This window comes from Ectopseudomonas toyotomiensis (genome assembly GCF_017167985.1).
GTDB lineage: Bacteria > Pseudomonadota > Gammaproteobacteria > Pseudomonadales > Pseudomonadaceae > Aquipseudomonas > Aquipseudomonas toyotomiensis.
Window position 1 is genome coordinate 2365034 of the sequence record NZ_CP070505.1, and the last position, 24369, is coordinate 2389402.

25 protein-coding genes are annotated in these 24369 nt (G+C 63.4%); 19 read left to right on the plus strand and 6 right to left on the minus strand.

What is annotated here, in order from left to right; all coding sequences use genetic code 11:
- Positions 1-73 precede the first annotated feature (73 nt).
- From JWV26_RS10875 to JWV26_RS10910, 8 genes are all read left to right on the plus strand, one after another.
- Positions 74-1063: an asparaginase gene (locus JWV26_RS10875; protein WP_206419044.1), complete on the plus strand. Its 990-nt coding sequence runs from the start codon at positions 74-76 to the stop codon at positions 1061-1063.
- Between the two features lie 27 nt (positions 1064-1090).
- A complete protein-coding gene (locus tag JWV26_RS10880) occupies positions 1091-1534 on the plus strand; it encodes a GNAT family N-acetyltransferase (RefSeq protein ID WP_074915440.1) in 444 nt (147 codons plus the stop codon).
- A gap of 71 nt (positions 1535-1605) precedes the next feature.
- Positions 1606-2052 carry an Lrp/AsnC family transcriptional regulator gene (locus JWV26_RS10885; protein WP_017676395.1) on the plus strand — a complete coding sequence of 149 codons (447 nt, stop codon included), beginning with the start codon at positions 1606-1608 and terminating at the stop codon, positions 2050-2052.
- 392 nt (positions 2053-2444) lie between these two features.
- On the plus strand, positions 2445-3539 hold the full coding sequence (locus JWV26_RS10890; RefSeq protein ID WP_206419045.1) for a TRAP transporter substrate-binding protein: 1095 nt from the start codon (positions 2445-2447) through the stop codon (positions 3537-3539).
- 4 nt (positions 3540-3543) lie between these two features.
- Positions 3544-4065: a TRAP transporter small permease subunit gene (locus JWV26_RS10895; protein ID WP_072423690.1), complete on the plus strand. Its 522-nt coding sequence runs from the start codon at positions 3544-3546 to the stop codon at positions 4063-4065.
- Positions 4062-5387: a TRAP transporter large permease gene (locus JWV26_RS10900; RefSeq protein ID WP_072423689.1), complete on the plus strand. Its 1326-nt coding sequence runs from the start codon at positions 4062-4064 to the stop codon at positions 5385-5387. The genes JWV26_RS10895 and JWV26_RS10900 overlap by 4 nt, the downstream gene beginning before the upstream one ends.
- Positions 5388-5408: 21 nt before the next feature.
- A complete protein-coding gene (locus tag JWV26_RS10905) occupies positions 5409-6245 on the plus strand; it encodes a sulfite exporter TauE/SafE family protein (protein WP_206419046.1) in 837 nt (278 codons plus the stop codon).
- 9 nt (positions 6246-6254) lie between these two features.
- Positions 6255-7838, plus strand: coding sequence for a gamma-glutamyltransferase family protein (locus tag JWV26_RS10910; RefSeq protein WP_206419047.1), 1584 nt, complete (start codon positions 6255-6257; stop codon positions 7836-7838).
- 2 nt (positions 7839-7840) lie between these two features.
- Here JWV26_RS10910 and JWV26_RS10915 read toward each other — a convergent pair whose 3' ends face one another.
- Together JWV26_RS10915 and glsB are read right to left on the minus strand one after the other, a co-directional pair.
- Positions 7841-8236, minus strand: coding sequence for a RidA family protein (locus tag JWV26_RS10915; protein ID WP_072423686.1), 396 nt, complete (start codon positions 8234-8236; stop codon positions 7841-7843).
- Between the two features lie 68 nt (positions 8237-8304).
- Positions 8305-9213, minus strand: coding sequence for a glutaminase B (gene glsB, locus JWV26_RS10920; protein ID WP_072423685.1), 909 nt, complete (start codon positions 9211-9213; stop codon positions 8305-8307).
- 140 nt (positions 9214-9353) lie between these two features.
- Here glsB and JWV26_RS10925 point away from each other — a divergent pair, with 140 nt between their 5' ends.
- Positions 9354-10283, plus strand: coding sequence for an AEC family transporter (locus JWV26_RS10925; protein WP_072423684.1), 930 nt, complete (start codon positions 9354-9356; stop codon positions 10281-10283).
- Here the strand turns inward: JWV26_RS10925 and JWV26_RS10930 are convergent.
- Positions 10273-10914, minus strand: a complete 642-nt coding sequence (locus tag JWV26_RS10930; protein WP_072423683.1) for a hypothetical protein — start codon at positions 10912-10914, stop codon at positions 10273-10275. The two genes, JWV26_RS10925 and JWV26_RS10930, sit on opposite strands and share 11 nt — an antisense overlap.
- 404 nt (positions 10915-11318) lie before the next feature.
- On the opposite strand from JWV26_RS10930, the gene coxB reads away from it, so the two are divergent.
- From coxB to JWV26_RS10950, 4 genes are read left to right on the plus strand one after another with little or no spacing between them, the layout of a single operon-like run.
- Complete coding sequence (coxB, locus tag JWV26_RS10935; protein ID WP_031306288.1) at positions 11319-12443, plus strand: cytochrome c oxidase subunit II; 1125 nt, start codon at positions 11319-11321, stop codon at positions 12441-12443.
- A gap of 4 nt (positions 12444-12447) precedes the next feature.
- Entirely contained in the window at positions 12448-14031 is a 1584-nt protein-coding gene (ctaD, locus tag JWV26_RS10940) for a cytochrome c oxidase subunit I (RefSeq protein WP_072423682.1), read from the plus strand.
- A 10-nt stretch (positions 14032-14041) separates the two neighbouring features.
- The gene (locus JWV26_RS10945; protein ID WP_021487544.1) at positions 14042-14590 is read left to right on the plus strand and encodes a cytochrome c oxidase assembly protein; all 549 of its coding nucleotides are present in this window, start codon (positions 14042-14044) and stop codon (positions 14588-14590) included.
- Positions 14591-14601: 11 nt separating this feature from the next.
- Positions 14602-15498 (plus strand): cytochrome c oxidase subunit 3, encoded by an 897-nt coding sequence (locus JWV26_RS10950; RefSeq protein ID WP_206419048.1) that lies wholly within the window; start codon positions 14602-14604, stop codon positions 15496-15498.
- Positions 15499-15504: 6 nt separating this feature from the next.
- On the opposite strand, the gene JWV26_RS10955 is transcribed toward JWV26_RS10950, so the two are convergent.
- Complete coding sequence (locus tag JWV26_RS10955; protein ID WP_021487546.1) at positions 15505-15708, minus strand: twin transmembrane helix small protein; 204 nt, start codon at positions 15706-15708, stop codon at positions 15505-15507.
- A 71-nt stretch (positions 15709-15779) separates the two neighbouring features.
- On the opposite strand from JWV26_RS10955, the gene JWV26_RS10960 reads away from it, so the two are divergent.
- From JWV26_RS10960 to JWV26_RS10980, 5 genes are read left to right on the plus strand one after another with little or no spacing between them, the layout of a single operon-like run.
- Entirely contained in the window at positions 15780-16511 is a 732-nt protein-coding gene (locus JWV26_RS10960; protein ID WP_206419049.1) for an SURF1 family protein, read from the plus strand.
- Entirely contained in the window at positions 16486-17064 is a 579-nt protein-coding gene (locus tag JWV26_RS10965) for a hypothetical protein (RefSeq protein WP_196457364.1), read from the plus strand. Before JWV26_RS10960 ends, JWV26_RS10965 begins: the two co-directional genes overlap by 26 nt.
- A gap of 55 nt (positions 17065-17119) precedes the next feature.
- On the plus strand, positions 17120-18175 hold the full coding sequence (locus tag JWV26_RS10970; RefSeq protein ID WP_072423677.1) for a COX15/CtaA family protein: 1056 nt from the start codon (positions 17120-17122) through the stop codon (positions 18173-18175).
- Between the two features lie 23 nt (positions 18176-18198).
- Complete coding sequence (cyoE, locus tag JWV26_RS10975; RefSeq protein ID WP_021487550.1) at positions 18199-19098, plus strand: heme o synthase; 900 nt, start codon at positions 18199-18201, stop codon at positions 19096-19098.
- An 8-nt stretch (positions 19099-19106) separates the two neighbouring features.
- Positions 19107-19739, plus strand: a complete 633-nt coding sequence (locus JWV26_RS10980; protein ID WP_074915417.1) for an SCO family protein — start codon at positions 19107-19109, stop codon at positions 19737-19739.
- A gap of 269 nt (positions 19740-20008) precedes the next feature.
- Here the strand turns inward: JWV26_RS10980 and JWV26_RS10985 are convergent, their stop codons facing one another.
- Positions 20009-20959 carry a homoserine kinase gene (locus JWV26_RS10985; protein WP_206419050.1) on the minus strand — a complete coding sequence of 317 codons (951 nt, stop codon included), beginning with the start codon at positions 20957-20959 and terminating at the stop codon, positions 20009-20011.
- Between the two features lie 16 nt (positions 20960-20975).
- Positions 20976-21260 (minus strand): DUF2782 domain-containing protein, encoded by a 285-nt coding sequence (locus JWV26_RS10990; RefSeq protein ID WP_013713325.1) that lies wholly within the window; start codon positions 21258-21260, stop codon positions 20976-20978.
- A gap of 274 nt (positions 21261-21534) precedes the next feature.
- Here JWV26_RS10990 and polA point away from each other — a divergent pair, with 274 nt between their 5' ends.
- On the plus strand, positions 21535-24330 hold the full coding sequence (polA, locus tag JWV26_RS10995) for a DNA polymerase I (protein ID WP_206419051.1): 2796 nt from the start codon (positions 21535-21537) through the stop codon (positions 24328-24330).
- Positions 24331-24369 lie beyond the last annotated feature (39 nt).

The following is a 24369-nucleotide window of genomic DNA, read 5'->3' on the forward strand; positions in this document are numbered from 1 at the left end:
GGCAGCCATTGTTCGGGCAGTCGTAAGCGACGTTGTGAATGTCGCGCAGGCCCGTGATTTGTGAGGAGAGCCCATGGCGACCCCGGAAAGACTACTGGTGCTGTACACAGGCGGCACCATCGGCATGCAGATGAGCGCAGACGGTCTGGCGCCGGCCTCGGGTTTCGAGGCGCGCATGCGCACCCAACAAGCCAGCGAGAACGCCAGCGAGCTGCCGCAGTGGAGCTTTCGCGAGCTGCTGCCGCTGATCGACAGCGCCAACATGAACACCGGCCACTGGCTGGCGCTGCGTGACGAGATCGTCACCGCCGTGCAGGCCGACGGTCACGACGCCGTGCTGGTACTGCATGGCACCGATACCCTGGCCTACAGCGCCGCCGCGCTGAGCTTCCTGCTGCTCGGCCTCGACGTACCGGTGGTGCTGACCGGCGCCATGCAGCCGGCTGGTGTGGTCGGTGGCGATGCCTGGCCCAATCTGTTCGGCGCCATGCGCGCGCTGTATCGCGGTGTCGCACCTGGCGTGCATCTGTACTTCAACGGCCAGCTGCTGCATGGCGCACGTTGCTCGAAATTGCGCAGCGACGCCTTCGACGCCTTCCAGGTGCTGCCGCGTCAGCGTCAGGCCGAACGAGCCATGGTCGATGCGCGGATTGACTTCCGCCAGCCGCGCCAGCCGGTCAATCTTGCCGTGCTGCCGCTGCATCCGGCGGTGCAGGCCGGGCAACTGCAAGCTCTGCTGGCCAGCGGCGTGCAGGGGCTGCTGCTGGAGTGCTACGGCAGTGGCACCGGCCCGGCCGGCGATGCGCAATTGATGAGCGTGCTGCGCGAAGCGCATCAGCGCGGCGTGGTGCTGGCAGCAATCAGCCAGTGCCCGCAAGGCCATGTGCAGTTCGGTGTGTATGCGGCCGGCAGCCGTCTGGCCGAGGTGGGCCTGGTGTCCTGTGGCGGCATGACCCGCGAGGCGGCACTGGGCAAGCTGTTCGCCCTGCTCGGCGCCGGTTTGCCACAAGCCGAGGTTGAGCACTGGCTGGCGCGCGATCTCTGTGGTGAGATGAGCGACTGATCCACCTGCCCGAACAGAGGAAGGACGATGAGCATCGAAATTCGCCCTGTAGTCGCTGCCGATCACCCAGCCTGGTTGCCCTTGTGGCAGGGCTACCAGCGCTTCTATATGACCGAGATTCCAGCCGAGACCAGCGCCGTTACCTGGCAGCGCTTTCTCGACCCCGCCGAGCCCATGGGCGCCGCCCTGGCCTGGCAGGGTGACCAGGCCATTGGCCTGGTGCACTGGGTCATCCACCGCTCGACCTGGACCACCGGCGACTATTGCTACCTGCAGGACCTGTTCGTCGCCAAGGGCCAGCGCAGTGGCGGCGTTGGTCGTCAGCTGATCCAGCATGTCTACGAGCAGGCGCGTGCTGCCGGCTGTTCACGGGTGCACTGGCTGACTCACGAGAGCAACAGCCAGGCCAAGCTGCTGTATGAGCGCATCGGTGAGCGCTCGGGATTCGTGCAGTACCGCAAGCTGTTGTAGGTGGGGGCGAGAGAGGAAGGTTGGCATGCATTGCGCATCGCCAGTGCTCCCTCGTCTTCAAGCTGACAGCCATGAACAAGCTCGACAATGCCCTGCTGAATATCCTGATCAAGGACTCGCGCACCTCTTTTGCCGATATCGCTCGCCAGCTCAATATATCCAGAGCCCACGCACGCACTCGGGTACAGGCTCTGGTCGATACCGGCGTCATCGAGAAATTCACCGCTGTGGTGAATCCGGAAAAGCTCGGCAAGGGTATTTCCACCTTCGTCGATCTTACTGTCGCGCCGCATGCTATCGAAGCCGTCGCCGAGCGACTCTCGGCCACCGTGGAGGTGGTCAGCCTGTACATCATGAGTGACCTGAAAAGCCTGCACATCCACACGTTGACCGACAGCTACGAGACCTTCGATGCCTTCGTGCGCGAGCATATCTTCAACCACCCGGAGATTCTCACGGTTGACTGCAAGGCACTGATGACGCGGGTGAAGCACCGGCGCGGCGGTGCCCGCCTGTAACATCCTGATACATCGAGTTATTTCTCACTGTTCTGAAGGCGTCGGCGCCTTAAAAAAGCGCTCAGTGCGCTCATCTAGTGCATAACTGACATTCGTCAGTTGAAGGCAAGGTCAGCGGACCGATCGTATGCAAATGGTTTGGCACTGCTGACAAATGTATTCATTCCCCGCAGCGTATTGACGATTCGTCGCGAGCGACAGCCCAGAGGTGCTTATTTTTTGTGCAGTCTGGCTAACGGCCATATTCTTCAAAAAATAAATAAATCCTTATAAAACAATAATTTATATATATTTTTCTACTGGCACGCGTGTTGCTCTAGGGCTTCCAGACCACTTTACATCCGATAGGCCATTGCGCCGATTGGAGCCACTGTGTAACTGGAGACCGCCCCATGAGCCTTAACCGTCGTAAATTCCTTGGTGCTGGAGCCGTTGCCGCAGGCGCAGGCCTGACCCTGGGTGCCTCGGGCATCGCCGCTGCCAGCGAGAAAACCTTCAACTGGAAGATGACCAACGCCTACGCGCCCGGCTCGCCGTTCTATGTGCAGGGGCCAGGCAGCCCGACCGATTTCTGCAAGCGCGTCGAGGCCATGTCCAATGGCCGTCTGAAGATCCAGCATTTCGCTGCTGGCGAGCTGATCCCGGCGCTCGAAGGCTTCGATGCGGTGTCCAGCGGCATGGTGGAAATGAACGCCGCCAACGCCTTCTTCTGGGCCGGCAAGATCCCCGCCGCGCAGTTCTTCACCGCCGTGCCCTTCGGCATGAATACCCAGGGTATGAACGCCTGGTTGTACAACGGCGGCGCGCTGCAACTCTGGGAAGAACTCTACGAGCCTCATGGCCTGGTGCCGATGCCCATGGGCAATACCGGCACCCAGATGACCGGCTGGTTCCGTCAGCCACTGGAAAATGTCGACAGTCTCAAGGGCCTGAAAATGCGTGTCCCGGGCCTGGCCGGCAAGGTCTACAGCGAGCTGGGCGTGGCGGTAAGGCTGCTGCCCGGCGGCGAGATTTTCCCGGCGCTGGAGCGCGGAGTGATCGACGCTGCCGAATTCGTCGGGCCCTATCAGGACCGCCGCATGGGCCTGCATAAAGCCGCGAAGAACTACTACACCACCGGCTGGCACGAGCCGACCAACGTCACCGAGCTGATCATCAACAAGAAGGCCTGGGACAGCCTGCCGGCCGACCTGCAAGCCATCGTGCGCATCTGCGCCCAGGCCTGCAATGCCGAGAGCCTGGCCTGGTCCGACGCGGTCAACGCCGATGCCCTGGAAGACTTGGTGACCAATGAAGGTGTGATCGCCAAACCGCTGCCCACCGACATCATCACCCGCCTGCGCGAGGTCACCAACGACACCCTGGCCGGCATGGCTGCCGCCGACCCGGCAACACGCAAGGTGCATGACCACTTCATGGCGTTCCGCAAGAAGTACAGCACCTGGTCGGCCACCGGCGAGAAAGGCTTCATGGACCTGGGGGTGTGAGGCGATGCATGCCGTGATCAACCGCATCGAGCAGTTGGTCGAGACCCTGGGCGCTCTGGCACGCAGCTGCGTGCTGGTGCTGGTCCTGTTGGTATCGGCCAACGTGCTGATCCGTTATGGCTTTTCCGTGAGCCCGGTGGCGTTGCAGGAGCTTGAATGGTTTCTGATTTCGCCCATCGCGCTGCTCGGCATCTCCTACGTGTTGAAACACCGCGCCGATGTGCGGGTGGACTTCATCTACGAGAAATTCCAGCCGCGCACCCAGGCTGCGGTGGATCTGTTCAGTGCCCTGGCGACCTGCCTGATCGGCGCGTTCCTGGCCTGGGTCTGCTGGCATTACATGATGCAGTCCTACGCCATCGGCGAAGGCTCGCCGGACCCCGGCGGCCTGCCCCATCGTTTCCTGGTCAAGGCCTTCCTGCCGCTGGGCTTTGCCCTGTTTGCCCTGCAAGGCATTGCTGACACCCTGCGTGCTCTCAAGGGCCTGCTCGCATCCAACCCGACACCTGAGGAGGCCTTGCCATGAGCCCCAATGAATGGCTGGCAATTCTGATGGTGCTCGCCTTTTTCTCGATGATGATGGTCGGCGTACCGGTGGCCATCTCCCTGGCTGTGTCCGGTTTCGCCGCCGGCCTGATCGGTTTCGGCCCGATGCTGTTCAGCCTGCTACCGGCGCGCATGTTTGGCGTGGTCAGCAACTACACGTTGCTGGCGATTCCGCTGTTTACCTTCATGGGGGTGATGCTGGAGAAATCCAGGGTCGCCGAGGACATGCTGGAGACGGTCGGCCAGGCCATGGGTGGCCTCAACGGCGGCATGGGTCTGGCCATCGTGCTGGTCGGCGTGCTGCTCGGTGCCTCGACCGGTATCGTTGGTGCCACCGTGGTGACCATCGGCCTGCTGACCCTGCCGGTGCTGCTGCGCCGCGGCTACAAACCTAGCGTGGCCTGCGGCACCATCTGCGCCTCCGGCACCCTGGGGCAGATCATTCCGCCGAGCCTGGTGCTGATTCTGCTGGCGGATATTCTTGGTGAGTCGGTGGGTTCGATCTTCGCCGCCGCCTTTATTCCCAGCCTGATGCTGGCCGGCGTCTACATCGCCTACATGCTGCTGCTCGGCTGGCTGCGCCCGCAGTGGGTGCCGGCGATTCCTGCCGAAGAGCGCGCGCTGATCAGCCGCAAACAGCTGTGGCAGAACATCGCCAAATCGGTCTTGCCGCCGCTGCTGCTGGTGGTCTGTGTGCTCGGCTCGATCATCGGCGGCCTGGCCGCACCGACCGAAGCAGCCTCCGTTGGCGCCCTTGGCGCGCTGGTCATCGCCGGCTGCGCCGGACGTCTGAACCGCAACACCCTCAAGCAGACCCTGCACGGCACCCTGAGCATCAGCGCGATGATCTTCCTCATCCTGCTCTGCTCGCAGCCGTTCTCCCTGGCCTTCCGCGGCCTGGGCGGCGAAGCCCTGGTGCATGATCTGTTCAGCCTGCTGCCGGGCGGCGAACTGGGCGCGATCCTGTTTCTCATGGTGCTGCTGTTCGTGCTCGGTTTCTTTCTGGAGTGGATCGAGATCTCCTACATCGCCCTGCCGATGTTCCTGCCGGTATTCATGGGCTATGGCACCGACATGGTCTGGCTGGCGATTCTGGTGGCGCTGAACCTGCAGATGTCGTTTCTCACGCCACCGTTTGGTTGGGCGCTGTTCTTCCTCAAGGGCGTAGCGCCACCAGGCATCAGCACCAAGGACATCTACATCGGTGCACTGCCCTTCGTGGCTCTGCAGATGCTCGCCGTGGCCCTGGTGTTCGCCTTCCCCACGCTCGCCACCTGGTTGCCCAAGGCAATCGGCTGGTAACCCTCTCATAAGAGAACGCCTATGGATTTTTTCTCTGCTTACAGCCCGCTGTGGCTGGCCGGTCTGGTCTGCGCCTTGCTGCTGACCGGCGCGGTGGCCGGCATCCTTGCCGGCCTGCTCGGCGTCGGCGGCGGTATCGTCATCGTGCCGGTGCTGTATCACCTGTTCACCCTGCTCGGTATCGACCCCGAGGTGCGCATGCACGTCGCTGTCGGCACCTCGCTGGCGGCCATCGTGCCGACCTCGATCATCTCCGCCCGGGCGCACTACAAGCGCGGCGGGCTCAAGCCGGAACTGCTCAAGCCGCTGATCCCCGGCACCCTGATTGGCGTGCTGATCGGTGCGTTGCTAAGCGGCTACCTCAGTGGCCAGGTGCTGGCGGCGATCTTCGCCGTGATCGCCCTGCTGGTGGCGCTGAACATGGCGGTCGAGCGCAACCTGAGCCTGCGCGACGGGCTGCCCGGCACAGCCGGTACCGGTGTGCTCGGGGTGTTTATCGGCAGCCTGTCGACCCTGATGGGCATCGGTGGCGGCACCCTCAGCGTGCCGATCCTCAATGCCTGCCGCACGCCCATGCACATTGCCGTCGGCACCGGTGCCGCACTGGGCGTGGTCATCAGCCTGCCCGGCGCCCTGGCCTACCTGATCAACGGCTTGGGTGCGGACAACCTGCCACCGGCCACCCTGGGCTACGTCAACCTGCTCGGTCTGGCCATGATCGTGCCGGTGACCATGCTCACCGCGCCCTGGGGCGCACGCATCGCTCATGCCATCAACGCGCGCCTGTTACGCCGCCTGTTCGCCCTGTTTCTGGCCCTTACAGCAGTACGCATGCTGTTCGGCGCCTTTGCCCTCTGAGGATCGACCATGCTGAAAAGTACCCACGCCACCCGCGGTATTTTCGTCGCCCCCCATCACCTGGCCGCCCAGGCCGGTCGTGACGTGCTCAAGGCCGGCGGTAACGCCGTCGAGGCCATGGTCGCCGCGGCCGCCAGCATCGCCGTGGTCTATCCGCATATGAACGCTATTGGCGGTGACGGCTTCTGGCTGATCCACGAGCCGGGCAAGGCCCCGGTGGCCATCGACGCCTGCGGTAGCAGCGCGGCCCTGGCTGATCGCGCGTTCTACGCTGGTCTCGAGGCGATCCCCAGCCGTGGTCCGACGGCGGCGCTTACCGTCGCCGGGACCATCGGCGGCTGGGCCAAGGCTCTGGAAGTGGCGTCCGGCTGGGGCACTCCGCTGCCGCTGCGCGACTTGCTCGCCGAGGCTATTGGCCAGGCGCGCAACGGTATCGTTGTCAGCCGCAGCCAGGCGCATCTGACGCGGGTCAAGTTCGATGAACTCAAGGACGTGCCGGGTTTCGCCGATGTCTATCTGAACAACGGTCAGGTGCCTGCCGAAGGCAGCCTGATGAAGCAGACGGCTTTGGGCGACACCCTGGCGCACCTGGCAGAAAAAGGCCTGGATGACTTCTACCGAGGTGAGCTGGCCACGCGCATGGCTGCCGAGCTCGAACAACTGGGCAGCCCGCTGCGCCTGGCCGATCTGCAGGCCTACCAGGCCCAGGTGGTTACCCCGCTGCAGGTGCGTCTGGGCGACGCCACCCTGTACAACATGCCACCGCCAACCCAGGGCCTGGCCTCGCTACTGATCCTCGGCGTGTTCGAGCGCCTCAAGGTCGCCGAGGCCGAAGGCTTCGCCCATGTGCATGGCCTGGTCGAATCGACCAAGCAGGCATTCATGATTCGTGATCGTGTGGTCACCGACCCGCGCCGCTTGCCGGCCGACCCGCAAGGCTTCCTCGCCCCGGAAAACCTCGATGCTCTGGCGGCGGCGGTCGACCCTGACAGCGCCCTGGAATGGCCGCGCCCGACCTCCCCCGGCGACACCATCTGGATGGGCTGCATCGACAGCGAAGGCCGCGCGGTGAGCTTTATCCAGAGTGTGTACTGGGAGTTCGGCTCTGGCATGGTGCTGCCGTCCAGCGGCGTGGCCTGGCAGAACCGCGGCATCAGCTTCTCCCTCGACCCAGCCGCGCTGCAGGCCCTGGAACCGGGACGCAAGCCGTTCCACACCCTCAACCCGGCGCTGGCGCTGTTCGACGACGGCCGCGTGCTGAGCTACGGCACCATGGGCGGCGAAGGCCAGCCGCAAACCCAGGCCGCGCTGTTCAGCCGGTATCGCCTGGGCAGCGACCTGCAGGCCGCCATCACCGCGCCACGCTGGTTGCTGGGACGCACCTGGGGCGACGTCAGCACCAGCCTCAAGCTGGAGAATCGCTTCTCCGCCGAGCTGGTCGAGCAGTTGCGCGGCGCCGGCCATGTGATCGAGGTGCTGGACGAAGCCTTCAGCGACACCATGGGCCACGCCGGCGCGTTGCTGCGTCACCCCAGCGGCGTGCTCGAAGGCGCTGCGGACCCGCGTAGCGACGGCAGCGTCTGCGGTTTGTAAACCTATGGTCGGCGCGCAATAAAGTCGATTTCCACCAGCGCATGCCGCGCCAGCCCGGTGGTGCCGATGCAGGTACGCGCCGGGCGTTTGCCTTCAGGGAAATAGCTGGCGTAAACCGCGTTGAAGCGCTCGTAATCGCCATGGAAGTCAGTGAGGAACGCGCGCGCCGAGACCACGTTTTCCAGTCCCAGGCCGAGGCCGCTGAGCACCACCAGCAGGTTGTCGAAGGTCTTGTGGGTTTGCGCCTCGATGCCCTCGGGTAGTGGCGCCGCTTCGTTGCCCGGATCGATGGGTAACTGGCCGGTGATGAACACCCAGCCATCGGCTTCGCAAGCGTGGGAGAACGGTGCGACCGGCGCGGGCGCAGCGGCGAACATGTGGTATTCGGGCATCGACATGGGCACTCCTGGTCATCGAGTCAGTGGCCGCACGACAGCGCGGCCTGCTGCGACCATACCCTATCGAATCAGAATACCGACCAGCCGATGCGCTCGCTGAGCAGCTCCAGCGCCTTGATCCCGGCCAGGGAGTTACCTGCTGCATTGAGCTCCGGTGACCATACGCACACACTGAACTGCCCTGGTACTACCGCGACGATACCGCCGCCGACGCCGCTCTTGCCCGGCAGGCCGACGCGGTAGGCGAAGTTGCCGGCCTCGTCGTACAGCCCACTGGTGGCCATGATGGCGTTGATCTGCTTGGTCTGCCTGGGCGACAGCACCTGCTCGCCGCTGTGCTGGCAGAAGCCTTCATTGGCAAGGAAACCGAAGGCACGCGCCAGGTCGACGCAGCTCATGCGCAGCGCGCAGCAGCTGAAGTAGCTGCGCAGCACGGCCTCGACTTCATTGTGGAAATTGCCGAACGACTGCATCAGGTAGGCCGCCGCCGCGTTACGCGCACGGTGCTGGTACTCCGACTCGGCGACATGGTTGTCTACCGTGACCTCGGGGTTGCCCGACAGGCGCCGGACGAAGTCGCGCATCGACAGCGCCGGTGCGGCGTAGCGCGACTGGTTGATGTCGCAGATCACCAGGGCGCCGGCGTTGATGAACGGGTTGCGCGGCTTGCCACGCTCGAATTCCAGCTGCACCAGCGAGTTGAACGGCTGCCCGGACGGCTCGTGGCCGAGGCGCTGCCAGATGCTTTCGCCGCTGTGGCCGATGGCCTGGACCAGGCTGAACACCTTGGAAATGCTCTGGATGGAGAAGGGTGTACGCGCATCGCCGGCGACATGCACCTGGCCGTCGTTGCCATACACGGCGATGCCCAATTGGTCGGGCGCCACGCTGGCCAGTGCGGGAATGTAGTCGGCCACCTTGCCCTGGCCGATCAGTGGGCGGACTTCATCGAGAATTTCGTTCAACAACGCTTGCATGTTCAGGCTCGCGAGGGCGTCGGGCACTGCCCGGCAGTCTGAGCTAGACGCCCGTTGACGGACACGAATCACAGCCCATGACTTGCCCTGAGCGGCCGGCCCCCCTAGGCTCGGTCCTCCCCTGTCGTTGGCGTAGTTCGATGTCCACCGTTCTCAATGTGCTGCTGCCGATCTTCGGTCTGATCCTGGTCGGCTACATCTGCCGGCGAACCAATCGCCTGGGGCCGACCGCGGCATCGGAGATGAATCGCTTCGTGGTTTGGCTCGGCCTGCCGGCCCTGCTCTTCAGCCTCACGGCCAAGGCCGACTGGGCGCAGATCTGGCAGCCCGGTTTCCTGCTCGCCTTCACCGGCGGCATGCTCGCGGTGTTTCTGGTCACCCTGGCATACCGCTGGAAAACCACCGGCAGCCTGGTCGACGCCAGCATCGATGGGCTCAGTGCCGGTTATGCCAATACCGGCTATATCGGCATTCCACTGTGCGTGCTTGTACTGGGTGAGGACGGCATGGCGCCCGCGCTGATCGCCTCGCTGCTGGTGGTCTGCGTGCTGTTCGGCCTGGCGGTGGTGTGCATCGAGGTGGGCTTGCAGAGCAAGAAGGGTTTGGGTGGCGCCATCGTGCAGGTGGTCACCGCGCTGTTGAAGAACCCGCTGGTGGTCGCGCCACTACTCGGTGCTGCCTGGGCCTTTGGTGGCGTGCAGATGCCCGCGGCACTGGACGAGTTTCTGCGTCTGCTCGGCGCGGCCACGGTGCCCTGTGCGCTGGTGTCGCTGGGGTTGTTCCTGGCGCAGCGGCAGAGCGGGCCGAGCGAAGGCGCCTGGCCGCTGGTGGCGCTCAAGCTGGTGCTGCAACCGTTGGTGACCTGGTTCATCGCTTTTGTGCTGCTCGACCTGCCACCGTTCTGGGCGCATGCCGCGTTGCTGCTCAGCGCGCTGCCAACGGGCACCGGGCCGTTCATGCTGGCCGAGTATTACCAGCGCCAGGCGGCGCTGGTGTCGCGGGCGATCCTGTTTTCCACCCTCGGTTCGCTGCTGACCCTGTCGCTGATCCTGCTGGCGATCAGCTCTTGAGCTGCAGTTCCACGCCCAGTTGCTGTGACAGGCAGGGCCAGCGCTGCCAGGCCGATGCGGTGTCCGGCGCCGCCAGGCGCTCGCGGTAGGCCTGCACCGAGGGCTGGTCGAAGCTGGCGTCATCGAGCATACCGGTCAGGGCATGATGCACGGCTTCGTCGAGCTGGTTGGCAAAGGGTTCGCCAATCAGCTGGTGGGCGATCAGATTGGCGCGGGTGGTATCCAGCGGGATCAGTGGCTGGCCGAGGTGGGCGATATAGCGGTCATTGACCTCTTCCACCAGGCGATGAGCCAGATAGGCCTCGTCGAGCAGGCCTTCGAGTCCTTCGTGCCCCTCCATCAGTGCCGGTGGCTGCAGGAAGAAATGCTCGGCGATCTTCAGCACCGGTTTCACCGCAGCCTCGATTCCCGCTTCGCGCGCGACCTCGGCAGCGGCGTCGAGCACATCCGGCACCTCCTCGATATAGGCGATGACGAATGCGCTCAGTGCCCCTGGCGCATTCTCCTCAGGCAGGCGGATGGCCGGGTGCAGGCGCTCCAGCTGAGTCTGCAGCAAGCGCGAGAGAGCCTGGCTGCCGCTTTCCTGCTGGCGAGCCTGAGCGATCAATTGACGAAGGGCAGCGGTGTTCATGACGGCTCCTACATTTCAGGACATGGGCGTGAACATTAGCCGGCCGTTCGGCTTGGCTAAGACGCGATTGTCATAATTTTTTCATACTTATGCGAGTTAGCTATAACGACATGTATCAGAACGGCTACACCCCGCGTCAGTCGGGGCGTTTAGGACAAGGCCTGCGCGCCTTCGGCCATTTTTGCACGCACGTTGCGAGGTGAAACTCGCCGTCTATACTCGAGTTCGAAAGGCAGTACCTGATGGAACCGGACGAGCTCAGGCACGGAGAGGTTTCGGCAGTAGTCGCCAGCAGTTGAGCGCGGTGCGCGGACAGTGAGTCCGCCTTGTCGCTCTATGGCAGTCGATCCCTTAGCCGCAGGCTCAGCCGGCGGGATAAAAAGAACAATCAAGGGGAACCCGCAATGATGCGACATCCACGAGTCTGGATGGGCCTCCTGCTGTGGCTGGCATTAGGCTCGGCGCACGCGCAGTGGACGGTCAATATGGCGCCCGGTGTAACCGACGTCAGCCGCTCCGTCTTCGATCTGCACATGACCATTTTCTGGATCTGCGTTGTGATCGGTGTGATCGTCTTCGGCGCCATGTTCTGGTCGATGATCATGCACCGCCGCTCCACCGGCCAGAAACCCGCGCATTTTCACGAAAGCACCACCGTCGAGATTCTCTGGACCGTAGTGCCGCTGGCCATCCTGGTGGTGATGGCGATCCCGGCGACCAAGACGCTGATCGAGATCTACGACACTTCCGAGTCCGAGCTGGATATCCAGGTCACTGGCTACCAATGGAAGTGGCACTACAAATACCTGGGTCAGGACGTCGAGTTCTTCAGCAACCTGACCACGCCGCGCTCGCAGATCAACAACCGCGAAGCCAAGGGCGAACACTACCTGCTGGAAGTCGATGAGCCACTGGTGGTGCCGGTGGGCACCAAGGTGCGCTTCCTGATCACCGCCGCCGATGTCATCCACTCCTGGTGGGTGCCGGCACTGGCGGTGAAGAAGGACGCCATCCCCGGCTTCATCAACGAATCCTGGACGCGCATCGAGGAACCCGGCATCTACCGTGGCCAGTGCACCGAGCTGTGCGGCAAGGACCACGGCTTCATGCCGGTGGTGGTCGAGGCCAAGTCCAAGGAAGACTTCGATGCCTGGCTGGCCGAGCGCAAGGAGGCCGCCGCCGCCGAGCGTGAGCTGACCAGCAAGGAATGGACCATGGAAGAGCTGATGGCGCGTGGCGAGAAGGCCTACGTCACTGCCTGCGCTGCCTGCCACCAGCCTACCGGGGAAGGTTTGCCACCGATGTTCCCGGCGCTCAAGGGCTCGGCCATCGCCAAGGGGCCAGCCGAGGGGCATATCGACATCGTCTACAACGGCAAGCCGGGCACCTCAATGGCCGCCTTCGGTAAGCAGCTGTCGCCGGTCGACCTGGCCGCCATCATCACCTACGAGCGCAACGCCTGGGGCAACAATGTCGGTGACATGGTCACGCCCAAGGACATTCTCGATTTCTCCAAGGCGCAGGAGTAAGGACATGAGTGCAGTGATCGACCACGGTCATACTGACCACCACCATGGCCCGGCCAAGGGCCTGATGCGCTGGGTACTGACCACCAACCACAAGGACATCGGCACGATGTACCTGTGGTTCAGCTTCTGCATGTTCCTGCTGGGCGGCTCGATGGCCATGGTCATCCGCGCCGAGCTGTTCCAGCCGGGCCTGCAGATCGTGCAGCCGGAATTCTTCAACCAGATGACCACCATGCACGGCCTGATCATGGTCTTCGGTGCGGTGATGCCGGCGTTCGTCGGCCTGGCCAACTGGATGATCCCGCTGATGATCGGCGCGCCGGACATGGCCCTGCCACGGATGAACAACTTCAGCTTCTGGCTGTTGCCGGCGGCCTTCGGTCTGCTGGTCTCGACGCTGTTCATGGAAGGTGGCGGGCCCAACTTCGGCTGGACCTTCTATGCCCCGCTATCGACCACCTATGGGCCGGAGAGCACCACCTTCTTCATCTTCGCCGTGCACCTGATGGGCATCAGTTCGATCATGGGAGCGATCAACGTGGTCGCCACCATTCTCAACCTGCGCGCCCCCGGCATGACCCTGATGAAGATGCCGCTGTTCGTCTGGACCTGGTTGATCACCGCCTTCCTGCTGATCGCGGTGATGCCGGTACTGGCTGGCTGCGTGACCATGATGCTGATGGACATCCATTTCGGCACCAGCTTCTTCAACGCCGCTGGTGGTGGTGACCCGGTCCTGTTCCAGCACGTGTTCTGGTTCTTCGGCCACCCCGAGGTGTACATCATGATCCTGCCCGCCTTCGGCGCGGTCAGCTCGATCATCCCGGCCTTCGCGCGCAAGCCGCTGTTCGGCTACACCTCGATGGTCTACGCCACGGCGGCGATCGCCTTTCTGTCGTTCATCGTCTGGGCGCACCACATGTTCACCGTCGGCATCCCGCTGACCGGCGAGCTGTTCTTCATGTACGCCACCATGCTGATCGCCGTGCCCACCGGGGTGAAGGTGTTCAACTGGGCCAGCACCATGTGGCAGGGCTCGATGACTTTCGAAGCGCCGATGCTGTTCTCGGTGGCCTTCGTCATCCTCTTCACCATCGGCGGCTTCTCCGGGCTGATGCTGGCCATCGCCCCGGCGGACTTCCAGTACCACGACACCTACTTCGTGGTGGCGCACTTCCACTACGTGCTGGTACCCGGTGCGATCTTCGGCATCTTCGCCTCGGCCTACTACTGGCTGCCGAAATGGACCGGCCACATGTACGACGAAACCCTGGCCAAGCTGCATTTCTGGATGAGCTTCATCGGCATGAACCTGGCGTTTTTCCCGATGCACTTCGTTGGCCTGGCTGGCATGCCGCGGCGCATCCCGGACTACAACATGATGTTCGCCAACTTCAACATGGTCTCCAGCATCGGGGCCTTCATGTTCGGGGCCACACAGCTGCTGTTCCTGTTCATCGTCATCAAGTGCATCCGTGGCGGCAAGCCGGCCCCGGCCAAACCCTGGGACGGTGCCGAAGGCCTGGAGTGGACGGTACCGTCACCGGCGCCCTATCACACCTTCAGCACGCCACCGGAAGTGAAATAGGAGGTCTGCCGTGAGCGAGGTCATCGCGACTCGTCGCCTGGTTACCCGTCTGCTGCTCGTGGTGGTGGTGATGTTCTGCTTCGGCATCTTCATCCTGCCGCCGTTCTACGACGCCATGTGCCGGGTGTTCGGTATCAACGGCAAGACGGCCGGAGCCTACCAGGGCGAGCAAATGGTGGATGAGCAGCGTCAGGTGCGCGTGCAGTTTCTCGCCACCAACGCCGCCGGCATGGTCTGGGAGTTCGGCCCGCAGGCTGACGAGATCCTGGTTCACCCGGGCGAGGCGCGCGACATGCTGTTCGTCGCTTACAACCCCAGCGACCAGCCGATGAGCGCGCAGGCGATTCCTAGCGTATCGCCCTCGAAGGCGGCGGCCTTCTTTCACAAGACCGAGTGTTTCTGCTTTACCCAGCAGGTGTTGCAACCGGGCGAGCGCATCGAAATGCCGGTGCGCTTCATCGTCGACAGGGATCTACCCAAGGATGTGAAGCACCTGACCTTGGGCTACACCCTGTTCGATATCACCGCGCGCAAACCGCCAGTGGCACAGGCTCCATAAGGAGAACAACAATGTCGAGTCACGAAATTCACGAGAACTATTACGTACCGGCGCAGAGCAAGTGGCCCATCGTCGCCAGCATCGGTCTGCTGGTCAGCTTCTACGGTGTCGGCACCTGGTTCAACGATCTGTCGGCAGGTCGCGAAGGGTCCAACGGACCGCTGATCTTCTTCGTCGGCGGGCTGATCCTGGCCTGGATGCTGTTCGGCTGGTTCGGTAACGTCATCAAGGAAAGCCGCAGCGGTCTGTACAGCGCGCAGATGGACCGCTCCTTCCGCTGGGGCATGAGCTGGTTCATCTTCTCCGAGGTGATGTTCTTCGCCGCCTTCTTCGGTGCGCTGTTCTACATCCGCATGTGGTCTGGGCCCTGGCTCGGCGGTGAGGGTTCCAAGGGCGTGGCCAACATGCTCTGGGAAGGTTTCGAATACAGCTGGCCGCTGCTGCAGAACCCCGACTCCAAGCTGTTCCCGCCGCCAACCGGAGTGATCGACCCCTGGCACCTGCCGCTGGTCAACACCATCTTGCTGGTGTCATCCAGCTTCACCATCACCCTGGCTCACCACGCGCTGAAGAAGAACCACCGTGGCCCGCTCAAGGCCTGGCTGGCGGCGACCATCGTCCTCGCCCTGGCGTTCCTGTTCTTTCAGGTCGAGGAATACATCGAGGCCTATACCGAGCTGGGGCTGACCCTGGGCTCAGGCATCTACGGCGCCACCTTCTTCATGCTCACCGGCTTCCACGGCGCGCATGTGACCTTGGGCACCATCATCCTGATCGTGATGCTGGTGCGCATCACGCGCGGGCATTTCGACGCCGATCAGCACTTCGGCTTCGAGGCGGCCGCCTGGTATTGGCACTTCGTCGATGTGGTCTGGCTGGGGTTGTTCGTCTTCGTCTACGTACTGTAGTGGGGGCTACCACGTAACGTGGGACACCAATTGCCCTGAGTAGAAGCCCCAGGCGACCAGGGCAACGGTAATGGCGGTCAGGCCGACACGGACAGTCAGCGCGCCAACCACGCGGGAACCATGGCCCTCGTCCTTGACCAGGAAGAACAGGCCGCTGAACAGGCTGGCGATGGTTGCCAGCAGCATGAGGACGATCGCGGCCTTGAGCATGTGAGACTCCGGGGGATTCGAGTGATGCGATGCAGTATAGCCAGCAACCCCGATCGTAACGGCAGGGCGCAATGAGCGCCTTCCGTCCCGGGTGGTTGCCCAGCGTGCTGGTTGCCCTGCTGCTGCCGGGGTTGCTCTGGCTGGGCTTCTGGCAGCTGCAGCGTGGCGATGAGAAGCATCAGTTGCTGGCCAGCTTCGAGGCGCGGCGCCAGGCCGAGCCGATCAGTCTCGAGCAGCTCGAGCCCATGCATGATCCCGCCTACCGCCGCGTCCAATTGCGTGGACATTTCGATACCGAGTACAGCCTGCTGCTGGACAGTCGCATCCGTGATGGTCATGCCGGTGTCGAGTTGCTGCAGCCTTTTTACGATCAGTCCAGTGGCCTCTGGGTGTTGCTCAACCGCGGCTGGCTACCCTGGCCGGACCGGCGCACGCTGCCGCACTTCGATACGCCTGACGGCATGCTGCAGCTCACGGCCTGGGTCTACGTGGCGCCTTCTGGCGGTTTGAATTTGCGATCCGGCGCGGCATCCGAAGGTTGGCCGCGACTGATCACGCAGGTCGAGGCCGACAGCCTCTGGCGTCAGCTGGGCCGTGGCGGCCTGCCTTTCGAGGTGCGCCTGGAGTCCGGGCCGGCCAGTTATCGCGTCGACTGGCCAATCGTGGCCATGAGTCCCAGCAAGCATCTGGGCTATGCGGTGCAGTGGTTCTCCTTGGCTGCCGCGCTGCTTGGTCTGTTCATCTATCTCGGAATTCACAATGCACGGGAGCGTCGTCATGAACCCAGCCATCGCCATGCCTGAGGCACCGCGCAAGGCGCGTGGGCGCCTGCAGTTGTTGTTGATCCTGGCCATTGCCATCGGCCCGATGTTCCTGGCCAGTGCCATGTACCAGTGGCGCTTCTGGGTGCCGGAAACGCGCAGCTACCACGGTGTGCTGATCGGCGATGGGCGCACCCTCGCCGACCTCGGCGTACAGGGTGAAGTCGAGCCGCGCTGGCAGATTCTGGTGACGGCGCCGGGAGCCTGTGAGGCCGACTGCCAGCAGCTGGTCTATCTGGCGCGGCAGATCCAGATCGGCCTCAACCGCGAGACCGCCCGCGCCAGTCACGGCCTGGCGCTGGCCGAACCACTGCCGGCCGAGTACGACGCCACGCTCAAGCGCGAGTACCCGCAGCTTGGACGCTATCAGCTGGATCTGCAGGCCTACGACAAGGCCGCCGAGGCGGTACCGGGTGCACAGCTGTGGCTGGTCGATCCACACGGTAACCTGGTGCTGCGCTATCCGGCCGGCAGCAAGGGCAAGGCCATTCTCGATGATCTGCGCTACCTGCTGAAAATTTCCCTGATCGGTTGACGCCGCGCTCTGTCCATATCGACAGAGCGTCAGGCCCAGTGCCCAAGGAGTAGACATGCACAAGCCCGGTTACCGTCTAGCGTTGTTCGCGACCCTCCTGACCGTGGTGGTGGTGCTGCTAGGTGCCTACACCCGACTGACCCATGCCGGTCTGGGTTGTCCGGATTGGCCGGGTTGCTACGGCTTTCTCGGCGTGCCGATGAGCGAGCACAAGCAGGCCATCGCCGAAGCACGTTTTCCCGAGGCCCCGGTAGAGGTCGCCAAGGGCTGGTACGAGATGATCCATCGCTACTTCGCCGGCGCCCTGGGCCTGGTGATCCTCGTCATTGCTGCCCAGGCCGTGCGCCGTCGTGCGGAGCCAGCCCAGCCGCTCAAGCTGCCGCTGGCGATTCTGGCGCTGGTGATCCTGCAGGGCGCCTTCGGCATGTGGACGGTCACCCTGCAACTTTGGCCGCAGGTGGTCACTGCTCATCTGCTCGGCGGCTTCGCCACGCTCAGCCTGCTGACCTTGCTCACGTTGCGTCTGTCTGGGCGATTCGCCCCGCTGCAGCTGCCAGGACACCTGCGGACATTGGCGGCGGCGTGCCTGCTTTTGGTGATCGGGCAGATCACCCTCGGCGGCTGGGTCAGCTCCAACTACGCCGCTGTCGCCTGCGTCGACCTGCCCACCTGTCATGGCGAGTGGTGGCCGGCGATGGATTTCGGCAAGGGCTTTCATCTGACCCAGCATATCGGTCCCAACTACCTGGGCGGACAACTCGACAGTGATGCGCGCACCGCCATTCACATGAGCCATCGCATCGGGGCGCTGCTGGTAACGCTGGCGCTGTTGGCACTGGCCTGGCAACTGCGCATTGCCAAGCTACCGCGCCTGGCCGGTCTGTTGCTGCTGGCGCTGGCCGTGCAGGTTGGCTTGGGCATCAGCAACGTGATCTTCCATCTGCCGCTGCTGGTGGCGGTGGCGCACAACGCAGGTGGCGCTGCTCTGCTGCTGGTGATGGTGCTGATCAACTATCGCCTGAGGGCTGTTTCCGCGGCGACTCGCGAAGCATCCGGTCTGGCGGGCAGGCGCACGACTCTGGTTTCCAACGGTCTGGTTCAAGGCCGGTAAATAACGAATCAAGGAGCAATGCCATGGCGACAATGCTGCGAGCTCACTCCGAACACGCCACCTGGCGCGACTATCTGGAGCTGACCAAACCGCGGGTGGTGATGCTGATGCTGATCACCTCGCTGGTCGGCATGTTCCTCGCTACCCGAGCCGGTGTGCCCTGGACCGTGCTGCTGTTCGGCAACCTCGGCATTGGCCTGTGCGCCGGCGCGGCGGCTGCGGTCAACCATGTGGTGGATCGGCGCATCGACTCGATCATGGCGCGCACGCACAAACGTCCGGTCACCGCCGGACGTGTCTCGCCGGTGGCGGCGCTGGCCTTCGCGCTGCTGCTGGCCATCGCCGGCATGAGCCTGCTGATGGTGTTCACCAATGAGTTGGCCGCCTGGCTGACCCTCGCTTCACTGCTCGGTTATGCGGTGATCTACACCGGCTTTCTCAAGCGCGCCACGCCGCAGAACATCGTTATTGGCGGCCTGGCGGGTGCTGCCCCACCGCTGCTGGGCTGGGTTGCCGTCACCGGTCACCTGAGTGCCGAGCCGCTGCTGCTGGTATTGATCATCTTCGCCTGGACGCCGCCGCATTTCTGGGCGCTGGCCATCCACCGCAAGGCCGAATACGCCAAGGCCGACATCCCCATGCTGCCGGTGACCCACGGCGAGCACTACACCAAGGTGCATATCCTGCTCTACACCCTGGTGATGTTCGCAGTGACCCTGTTGCCCTACGCCATCCACATGAGCGGGCCGCTGTACCTCGTCTGCGCCTTGCTGCTGGGCGGCCGCTTCCTGCACTGGGCCTGGGTGCTGTACCGTGACAGCAAACCGCACGCGGCGATCAACACCTTCAAGTACAGTATCTGGTACCTGTTCCTGCTGTTTATCGCGCTACTCGCGGACCATTACCTGCTGCTGAATATCTAAGGCTCTTCATGACGCGTACCCACACTACGGTTTTCGTTCTTGTCGCCATCGTGGCCCTGGTGCTGGGCCTAACCGTCAACAAGGTGCTGAGCAGCAAGAGCCAGGGCGATCCGGCGGCGCTGCTCGATGCCGGTATCGTCCTGCTGCCACAGAACCGCAGCCTGCCGGCGCTGACCCTGGTCGATCAGGACGGCAAGGAGGTCGTGGTGGATCAGCTCAAGGGCGACTGGACGCTGCTGTTCTTCGGCTACACCTTCTGCCCGGACATCTGCCCGGCGACCCTCGCCCAGCTGCGTCAGCTGCAGACTCAACTGCCCGAGGAGACCCGTGCGCGGCTGAACGTAGTGATGGTCAGCGTCGACCCGCATCGCGATACACCGGAGCAACTGAGCAAGTACCTGGGCTTCTTCAATGCCGGCTTCAAAGGCCTGACCGGCGAAGAGGAAACCCTGCAGAAATTCGCCAATTCGGTGAGCATTCCCTACATCCCGGCTGACACCAGCAAGGAAAATTACACCGTCGACCACAGCGGCAATCTGGTGATCATCGGCCCGGATGGTACTCAGCGCGGCTTCATCCGTGCGCCGATCAACAACGCCAAGCTGGCGGCGCAACTTCCCGGACTGGTTTCAGGTAGCTGATCCGCTGGGGTGCGCCTACGCACCACCATCATCCTGGTTGCATGGCACAGCATTTCCCGGATTCATCCGGGCTATGGCCACGACGCGTAGGGTGGGTTAGCGGCGCAATGCCTCGGACGCGTATACGCAGCTGTACTTGGCGCGCCGCGTAACCCACCAGGCGATGGATGGCGTTGCGCCGACGGTGGGTTACGCCGCCGCAGGAACAGAGGGTGATTCAGCAGTCTTCCACAGGCGGCTAACCCACCCTACGAAACGCATTGATCCCGCTACAGCGCAAACGGCAGCGGCAGGTTGACCTGCTGACGCAGTGCCAGGCGCCGCTGGAATTCTGCCGGATCATGGATCAGCACTTCCTGCCCGGCGAAGGATTCGGCGGCGATCAGGCGCGATAGCCAGAAACGCACACAGGCCACGCGCAGCATGGCCGGCCACAGCTCTGCCTCGGCAGCGCTGAAGGGCCGCAGCGCCGCATAAGCGCCGAGCAGCGCACGGGCACGAGTGCCATCGAGGCTGCCGTCTTCGTGCGAGCACCAGTCATTGAGGGTGATGGCCAGGTCGTAGAGCATCGGCCCCGAGCAGGCGTTGTAGAAGTCGATCACCCCGGCCAGGTGGTTGCCGTCGAACAGCACGTTGTCGCGGAACAGGTCGGCATGCAGGTTGGCACGCGGCAGGGCGAGGATGCGCGGCTTCAGCTCGGCGATTTCCTGCAGCGCATTACGCAGTAGCGGTAACGCCTGTTCATCGAGCTTCAGCGCCTGACTCGGGCCTTCGGCGAGCATCCAGTCCAGTCCGCGGTCGCTGCGACGTTCCACCGGCTGTTCGCGAGTCGCCAGGTGGATGCGGGCCAGCAGGCTACCCACTTCCTGACAGTGGTGCGCGTTGGCCTCGCGCACATGCTTGCCGGAAAGTCGTGGCTGCAGCAGCGCCGGTTTCTCTGCCAGGCTGCGCAGCGCCTCGCCATCCTGCGTGCGCAGGGCGTAGGGCACCGGCAGGCCGGCATCATGCAGCACATCGAGTAGTTCGATGAAGAACGGTAGGTCGGCCGCTGGCCCGCGTTCAACCAGGGTCAGAACGTACTCACCCTGCTCCAGGCTGACGAAGAAGTTACTGTTTTCGCTGCCTGCAGCAATGCCCTGGAAATCACGCAACCGACCAAGCCCATAGGGCGCCAGGAAGACTTCGAGCTCATGACGCTCCAGGGGGGTGAATACCGACATATCAGACCTTAATCGCTTACCAGCTAAAGATTTCCCACGAGGGGATCAGCATGTCCGGATCGTCCGAACGTACGAAGTTGCCGTCGCTGCCATCGGCGCGAACGAGAAAGTAGGGTTTACCGTTCTTCGGGATGACCTTGATGGCATAGAGGAAGCCATTGACCCGGTATTCCTGAATGGTGCGGTCGCCGTCCTGGCGGATGGTCACGTCCGGATCACCCGAGACCGGATCCTCGGCATGCGCAGCAAGCGGAAGACAGGCCAGCAGGCCGACCAGCAAAAGGCGTTTGGCTGTACCCATGGTAACCTTGCTCCTTGTATTCAATGATGCAGCCATTCTAACAGGCCGCTGAAAAACTACCTGCGTTGCCATTGCTACGTTAAAAACAGGCTCGGAATGCTCATTTACAACTCGTAAACTCCGCTTCCTCGCCTGCTTGATTCGCTGGCGCTCACCCTTCGGGCCAGCCTTTGGCTGTTACTCCCGTTGGTCGTTGCGCCTTGCACTGGCTGCCTCGCCCACGTTTTTCAACTACCTGTCAATGCTGCACCCGCCGAAAAGGTTGATCCCGCGCATGAGCCAAGCTCCCCTCGTTCTGGTCGACGGTTCCTCGTACCTGTACCGCGCCTTCCATGCCCTGCCACCGCTGACCACCTCCAAGGGCATGCCCACCGGAGCGGTAAAAGGCGTGTTGAACATGCTCAAGAGCCTGCGCAAACAGTACCCGAACAGCCCCTTTGCCGTGGTTTTCGACGCCAAGGGCGGTACCTTCCGCGACGAGCTGTTCGCCGAGTACAAGGCCAATCGGCCATCCATGCCGGACGAGTTGCGCGTCCAGGTCGAACCGCTGCACGCCAGCGTGCGCGCCCTGGGGCTGCCGTTGCTGTGCGTCGAAGGCGTTGAGGCTGACGATGTGATCGGCACCCTGGCGCGCCAGGCGGCCGGGGAAAAGCGTGACGTTGTCATCTCTACCGGTGACAAGGACATGGCGCAGCTGGTCTGCCCGCACGTTACGCTGGTCAATACCATGACTGGAAGCGTCTACGATGCCGATGGCGTAAAGGAGAAGTTCGGTGTCGGCCCTGAGCTGATCATCGACTACCTGGCGCTGATGGGTGACAAGGTCGACAACATCCCAGGCGTACCCGGCGTCGGTGAAAAAACCGCCCTCGGCCTGCTGGTCGGCGTTGGCGGCGGTCTCGATATGCTCTATGCCAACCTCGACAAGGTGCCCGAGCTGCCGATCCGTGGTGCCAAGGGCCTGCCGGCCAAGCTCGAGGAACACCGCGAGATGGCCTATCTCTCTTACCAGCTCGCGACCATCAAGACCGACGTACCGCTGAATATCGAGATCGAATCGCTGCATCCCGGCGAGCCGGATCAAGCCGCATTGGTCGAGCTGTACGGCCAGCTGGAGTTCAAGAACTGGTTGGACGACCTGCTGCGCCAGAACAAGACATTGGCCGCCAAGGCTGTGGCTCCGGCCGGCGATCTGTTCGCTGAGCCCGCTGGCGAAGCCACCGAGCAAACGCCTGAGCCCGCGCCGGTCAGCACCGGTGATTACCAGCTTGTGCTGGAGCAGGCACAGTTCGACGCTTGGCTGAAGAAGCTGGAGCAGGCCGAGCTGATCGCCTTCGACAGCGAGACCACCAGTATCGACGCGCAGCAGGCGCAACTGGTCGGTCTGTCCTTCGCGGTCAAGGCCGGCGAGGCTGCCTACGTGCCGCTGGCGCATAGCTATATGGGCGTGCCGCAGCAGCTCGACCGCGATGCCGTGCTCAAGGCGATCAAGCCGATCCTCGAAGACCCGGCCAAGGCCAAGGTCGGCCAGCACGCCAAGTACGACATCAACGTCCTGGCCAACGCCAGCACACCGATCATGGTGCAGGGCGTGGCCTTTGACACCATGCTCGAATCCTATGTACTGGACTCGACAGCCACCCGTCACGACATGGACAGCCTGGCGCTGAAGTACCTGAATCACAGCACCATTCGCTTCGAGGACATCGCCGGCAAAGGCGCCAAGCAACTGACCTTCGACCAGATCGCGCTGGAGCAGGCCGGCCCCTACGCCGCCGAAGATGCCGACGTGACCTTGCGTCTGCATCAGGAGCTTTGGGGACGCCTCGAAGCCGTGCCCTCCTTGGCCAAGGTGCTGCGCGAAATCGAGATCCCGCTGGTGCCGGTGCTGGCGCGCATCGAGCGCAACGGCGCGCTGGTCGACGCCAAGCTGCTTGGCGAGCAAAGTGTCGAGCTGGGCGAAAAACTGGTGGAGCTGGAGCGCAAGGCCTTCGAAATCGCTGGCGAGGAATTCAACCTCGCCTCGCCCAAACAGCTGGGCGTGATCCTCTACGAGAAACTCGGTTATCCGGTGATCAGCAAGACCGCCAAAGGTCAGCCCTCCACCGCCGAGGCGGTGCTCGCCGAGCTGGCCGAGCAGGACTACGAGTTGCCCAAGGTGCTGATGCAGTACCGCTCCCTGAGCAAGCTCAAGAGCACCTACACCGACAAGCTGCCGGAGCAGATCAACCCGCGTACCGGGCGCATCCATACCAGCTATCACCAGGCGGTGGCCGCCACTGGCCGCCTGTCCTCGAGCGACCCGAACCTGCAGAACATCCCGATCCGCACCGCCGAAGGAAGGCGCATCCGCCAAGCGTTCGTCGCGCCCAAGGGCTACAAACTGATGGCGGCGGACTACTCGCAGATCGAGCTGCGCATCATGGCCCACCTGGCCAAGGACAAAGGCCTGCTCGATGCCTTCCACCATGACCTGGACGTGCACAGGGCTACTGCTGCCGAGGTGTTTGGTGTGGCACTGGAAGAGGTGACCAGCGACCAGCGGCGCAAGGCCAAGGCCATCAACTTCGGCCTGATCTACGGCATGAGCGCCTTCGGTCTGGCCAAGCAGATCGATGTCGAACGCAAGGAGGCGCAGGCCTACATCGACCGCTACTTCGCCCGTTATCCGGGGGTGCTGACCTACATGGAAAGCACCCGCGCTCAGGCTGCCGAGCAGGGCTATGTCGAGACGGTCTACGGTCGTCGCCTGTACCTGCCGGAAATCCACGCGCAGAACCAGGCCATGCGCAAGGGCGCCGAGCGCGCGGCGATCAACGCACCGATGCAGGGCACGGCGGCGGACATCATCAAGCGCGCCATGATCGCCGTGGACGGCTGGCTGCAGGACAGCGGCATCGACGCGCGCATCATCCTGCAGGTGCACGACGAACTGGTGCTGGAGGTACGCGAGGAACTGATCGACGAGGTCAGCGCCAAACTCAAGAGCCTGATGAGTGGTGCCGCCGACTTGGACGTACCGCTGTTGGTGGAAGTGGGTGTCGGCGCCAACTGGGACGAAGCGCATTAAGCCCCGTCGCCGCGGCGTAAAGCCGCGGCCGCTCTAGCT

Excerpts from the sequence above, each read along its gene's own strand:
- JWV26_RS10875 (WP_206419044.1), top strand. The coding sequence starts at position 74 with ATGGCGACCCCGGAAAGACTACTGGTGCTGTACACAGGCGGCACCATC.
- JWV26_RS10880 (WP_074915440.1), top strand. The coding sequence starts at position 1,091 with ATGAGCATCGAAATTCGCCCTGTAGTCGCTGCCGATCACCCAGCCTGG.
- JWV26_RS10885 (WP_017676395.1), top strand. The coding sequence starts at position 1,606 with ATGAACAAGCTCGACAATGCCCTGCTGAATATCCTGATCAAGGACTCG.
- JWV26_RS10890 (WP_206419045.1), top strand. The coding sequence starts at position 2,445 with ATGAGCCTTAACCGTCGTAAATTCCTTGGTGCTGGAGCCGTTGCCGCA.
- JWV26_RS10895 (WP_072423690.1), top strand. The coding sequence starts at position 3,544 with ATGCATGCCGTGATCAACCGCATCGAGCAGTTGGTCGAGACCCTGGGC.
- JWV26_RS10900 (WP_072423689.1), top strand. The coding sequence starts at position 4,062 with ATGAGCCCCAATGAATGGCTGGCAATTCTGATGGTGCTCGCCTTTTTC.
- JWV26_RS10905 (WP_206419046.1), top strand. The coding sequence starts at position 5,409 with ATGGATTTTTTCTCTGCTTACAGCCCGCTGTGGCTGGCCGGTCTGGTC.
- JWV26_RS10910 (WP_206419047.1), top strand. The coding sequence starts at position 6,255 with ATGCTGAAAAGTACCCACGCCACCCGCGGTATTTTCGTCGCCCCCCAT.
- JWV26_RS10915 (WP_072423686.1), bottom strand. The coding sequence starts at position 8,236 with ATGTCGATGCCCGAATACCACATGTTCGCCGCTGCGCCCGCGCCGGTC.
- glsB (WP_072423685.1), bottom strand. The coding sequence starts at position 9,213 with ATGCAAGCGTTGTTGAACGAAATTCTCGATGAAGTCCGCCCACTGATC.
- JWV26_RS10925 (WP_072423684.1), top strand. The coding sequence starts at position 9,354 with ATGTCCACCGTTCTCAATGTGCTGCTGCCGATCTTCGGTCTGATCCTG.
- JWV26_RS10930 (WP_072423683.1), bottom strand. The coding sequence starts at position 10,914 with ATGAACACCGCTGCCCTTCGTCAATTGATCGCTCAGGCTCGCCAGCAG.
- coxB (WP_031306288.1), top strand. The coding sequence starts at position 11,319 with ATGATGCGACATCCACGAGTCTGGATGGGCCTCCTGCTGTGGCTGGCA.
- ctaD (WP_072423682.1), top strand. The coding sequence starts at position 12,448 with ATGAGTGCAGTGATCGACCACGGTCATACTGACCACCACCATGGCCCG.
- JWV26_RS10950 (WP_206419048.1), top strand. The coding sequence starts at position 14,602 with ATGTCGAGTCACGAAATTCACGAGAACTATTACGTACCGGCGCAGAGC.
- JWV26_RS10955 (WP_021487546.1), bottom strand. The coding sequence starts at position 15,708 with ATGCTCAAGGCCGCGATCGTCCTCATGCTGCTGGCAACCATCGCCAGC.
- JWV26_RS10960 (WP_206419049.1), top strand. The coding sequence starts at position 15,780 with ATGAGCGCCTTCCGTCCCGGGTGGTTGCCCAGCGTGCTGGTTGCCCTG.
- JWV26_RS10965 (WP_196457364.1), top strand. The coding sequence starts at position 16,486 with ATGAACCCAGCCATCGCCATGCCTGAGGCACCGCGCAAGGCGCGTGGG.
- JWV26_RS10970 (WP_072423677.1), top strand. The coding sequence starts at position 17,120 with ATGCACAAGCCCGGTTACCGTCTAGCGTTGTTCGCGACCCTCCTGACC.
- cyoE (WP_021487550.1), top strand. The coding sequence starts at position 18,199 with ATGGCGACAATGCTGCGAGCTCACTCCGAACACGCCACCTGGCGCGAC.
- JWV26_RS10980 (WP_074915417.1), top strand. The coding sequence starts at position 19,107 with ATGACGCGTACCCACACTACGGTTTTCGTTCTTGTCGCCATCGTGGCC.
- JWV26_RS10985 (WP_206419050.1), bottom strand. The coding sequence starts at position 20,959 with ATGTCGGTATTCACCCCCCTGGAGCGTCATGAGCTCGAAGTCTTCCTG.
- JWV26_RS10990 (WP_013713325.1), bottom strand. The coding sequence starts at position 21,260 with ATGGGTACAGCCAAACGCCTTTTGCTGGTCGGCCTGCTGGCCTGTCTT.
- polA (WP_206419051.1), top strand. The coding sequence starts at position 21,535 with ATGAGCCAAGCTCCCCTCGTTCTGGTCGACGGTTCCTCGTACCTGTAC.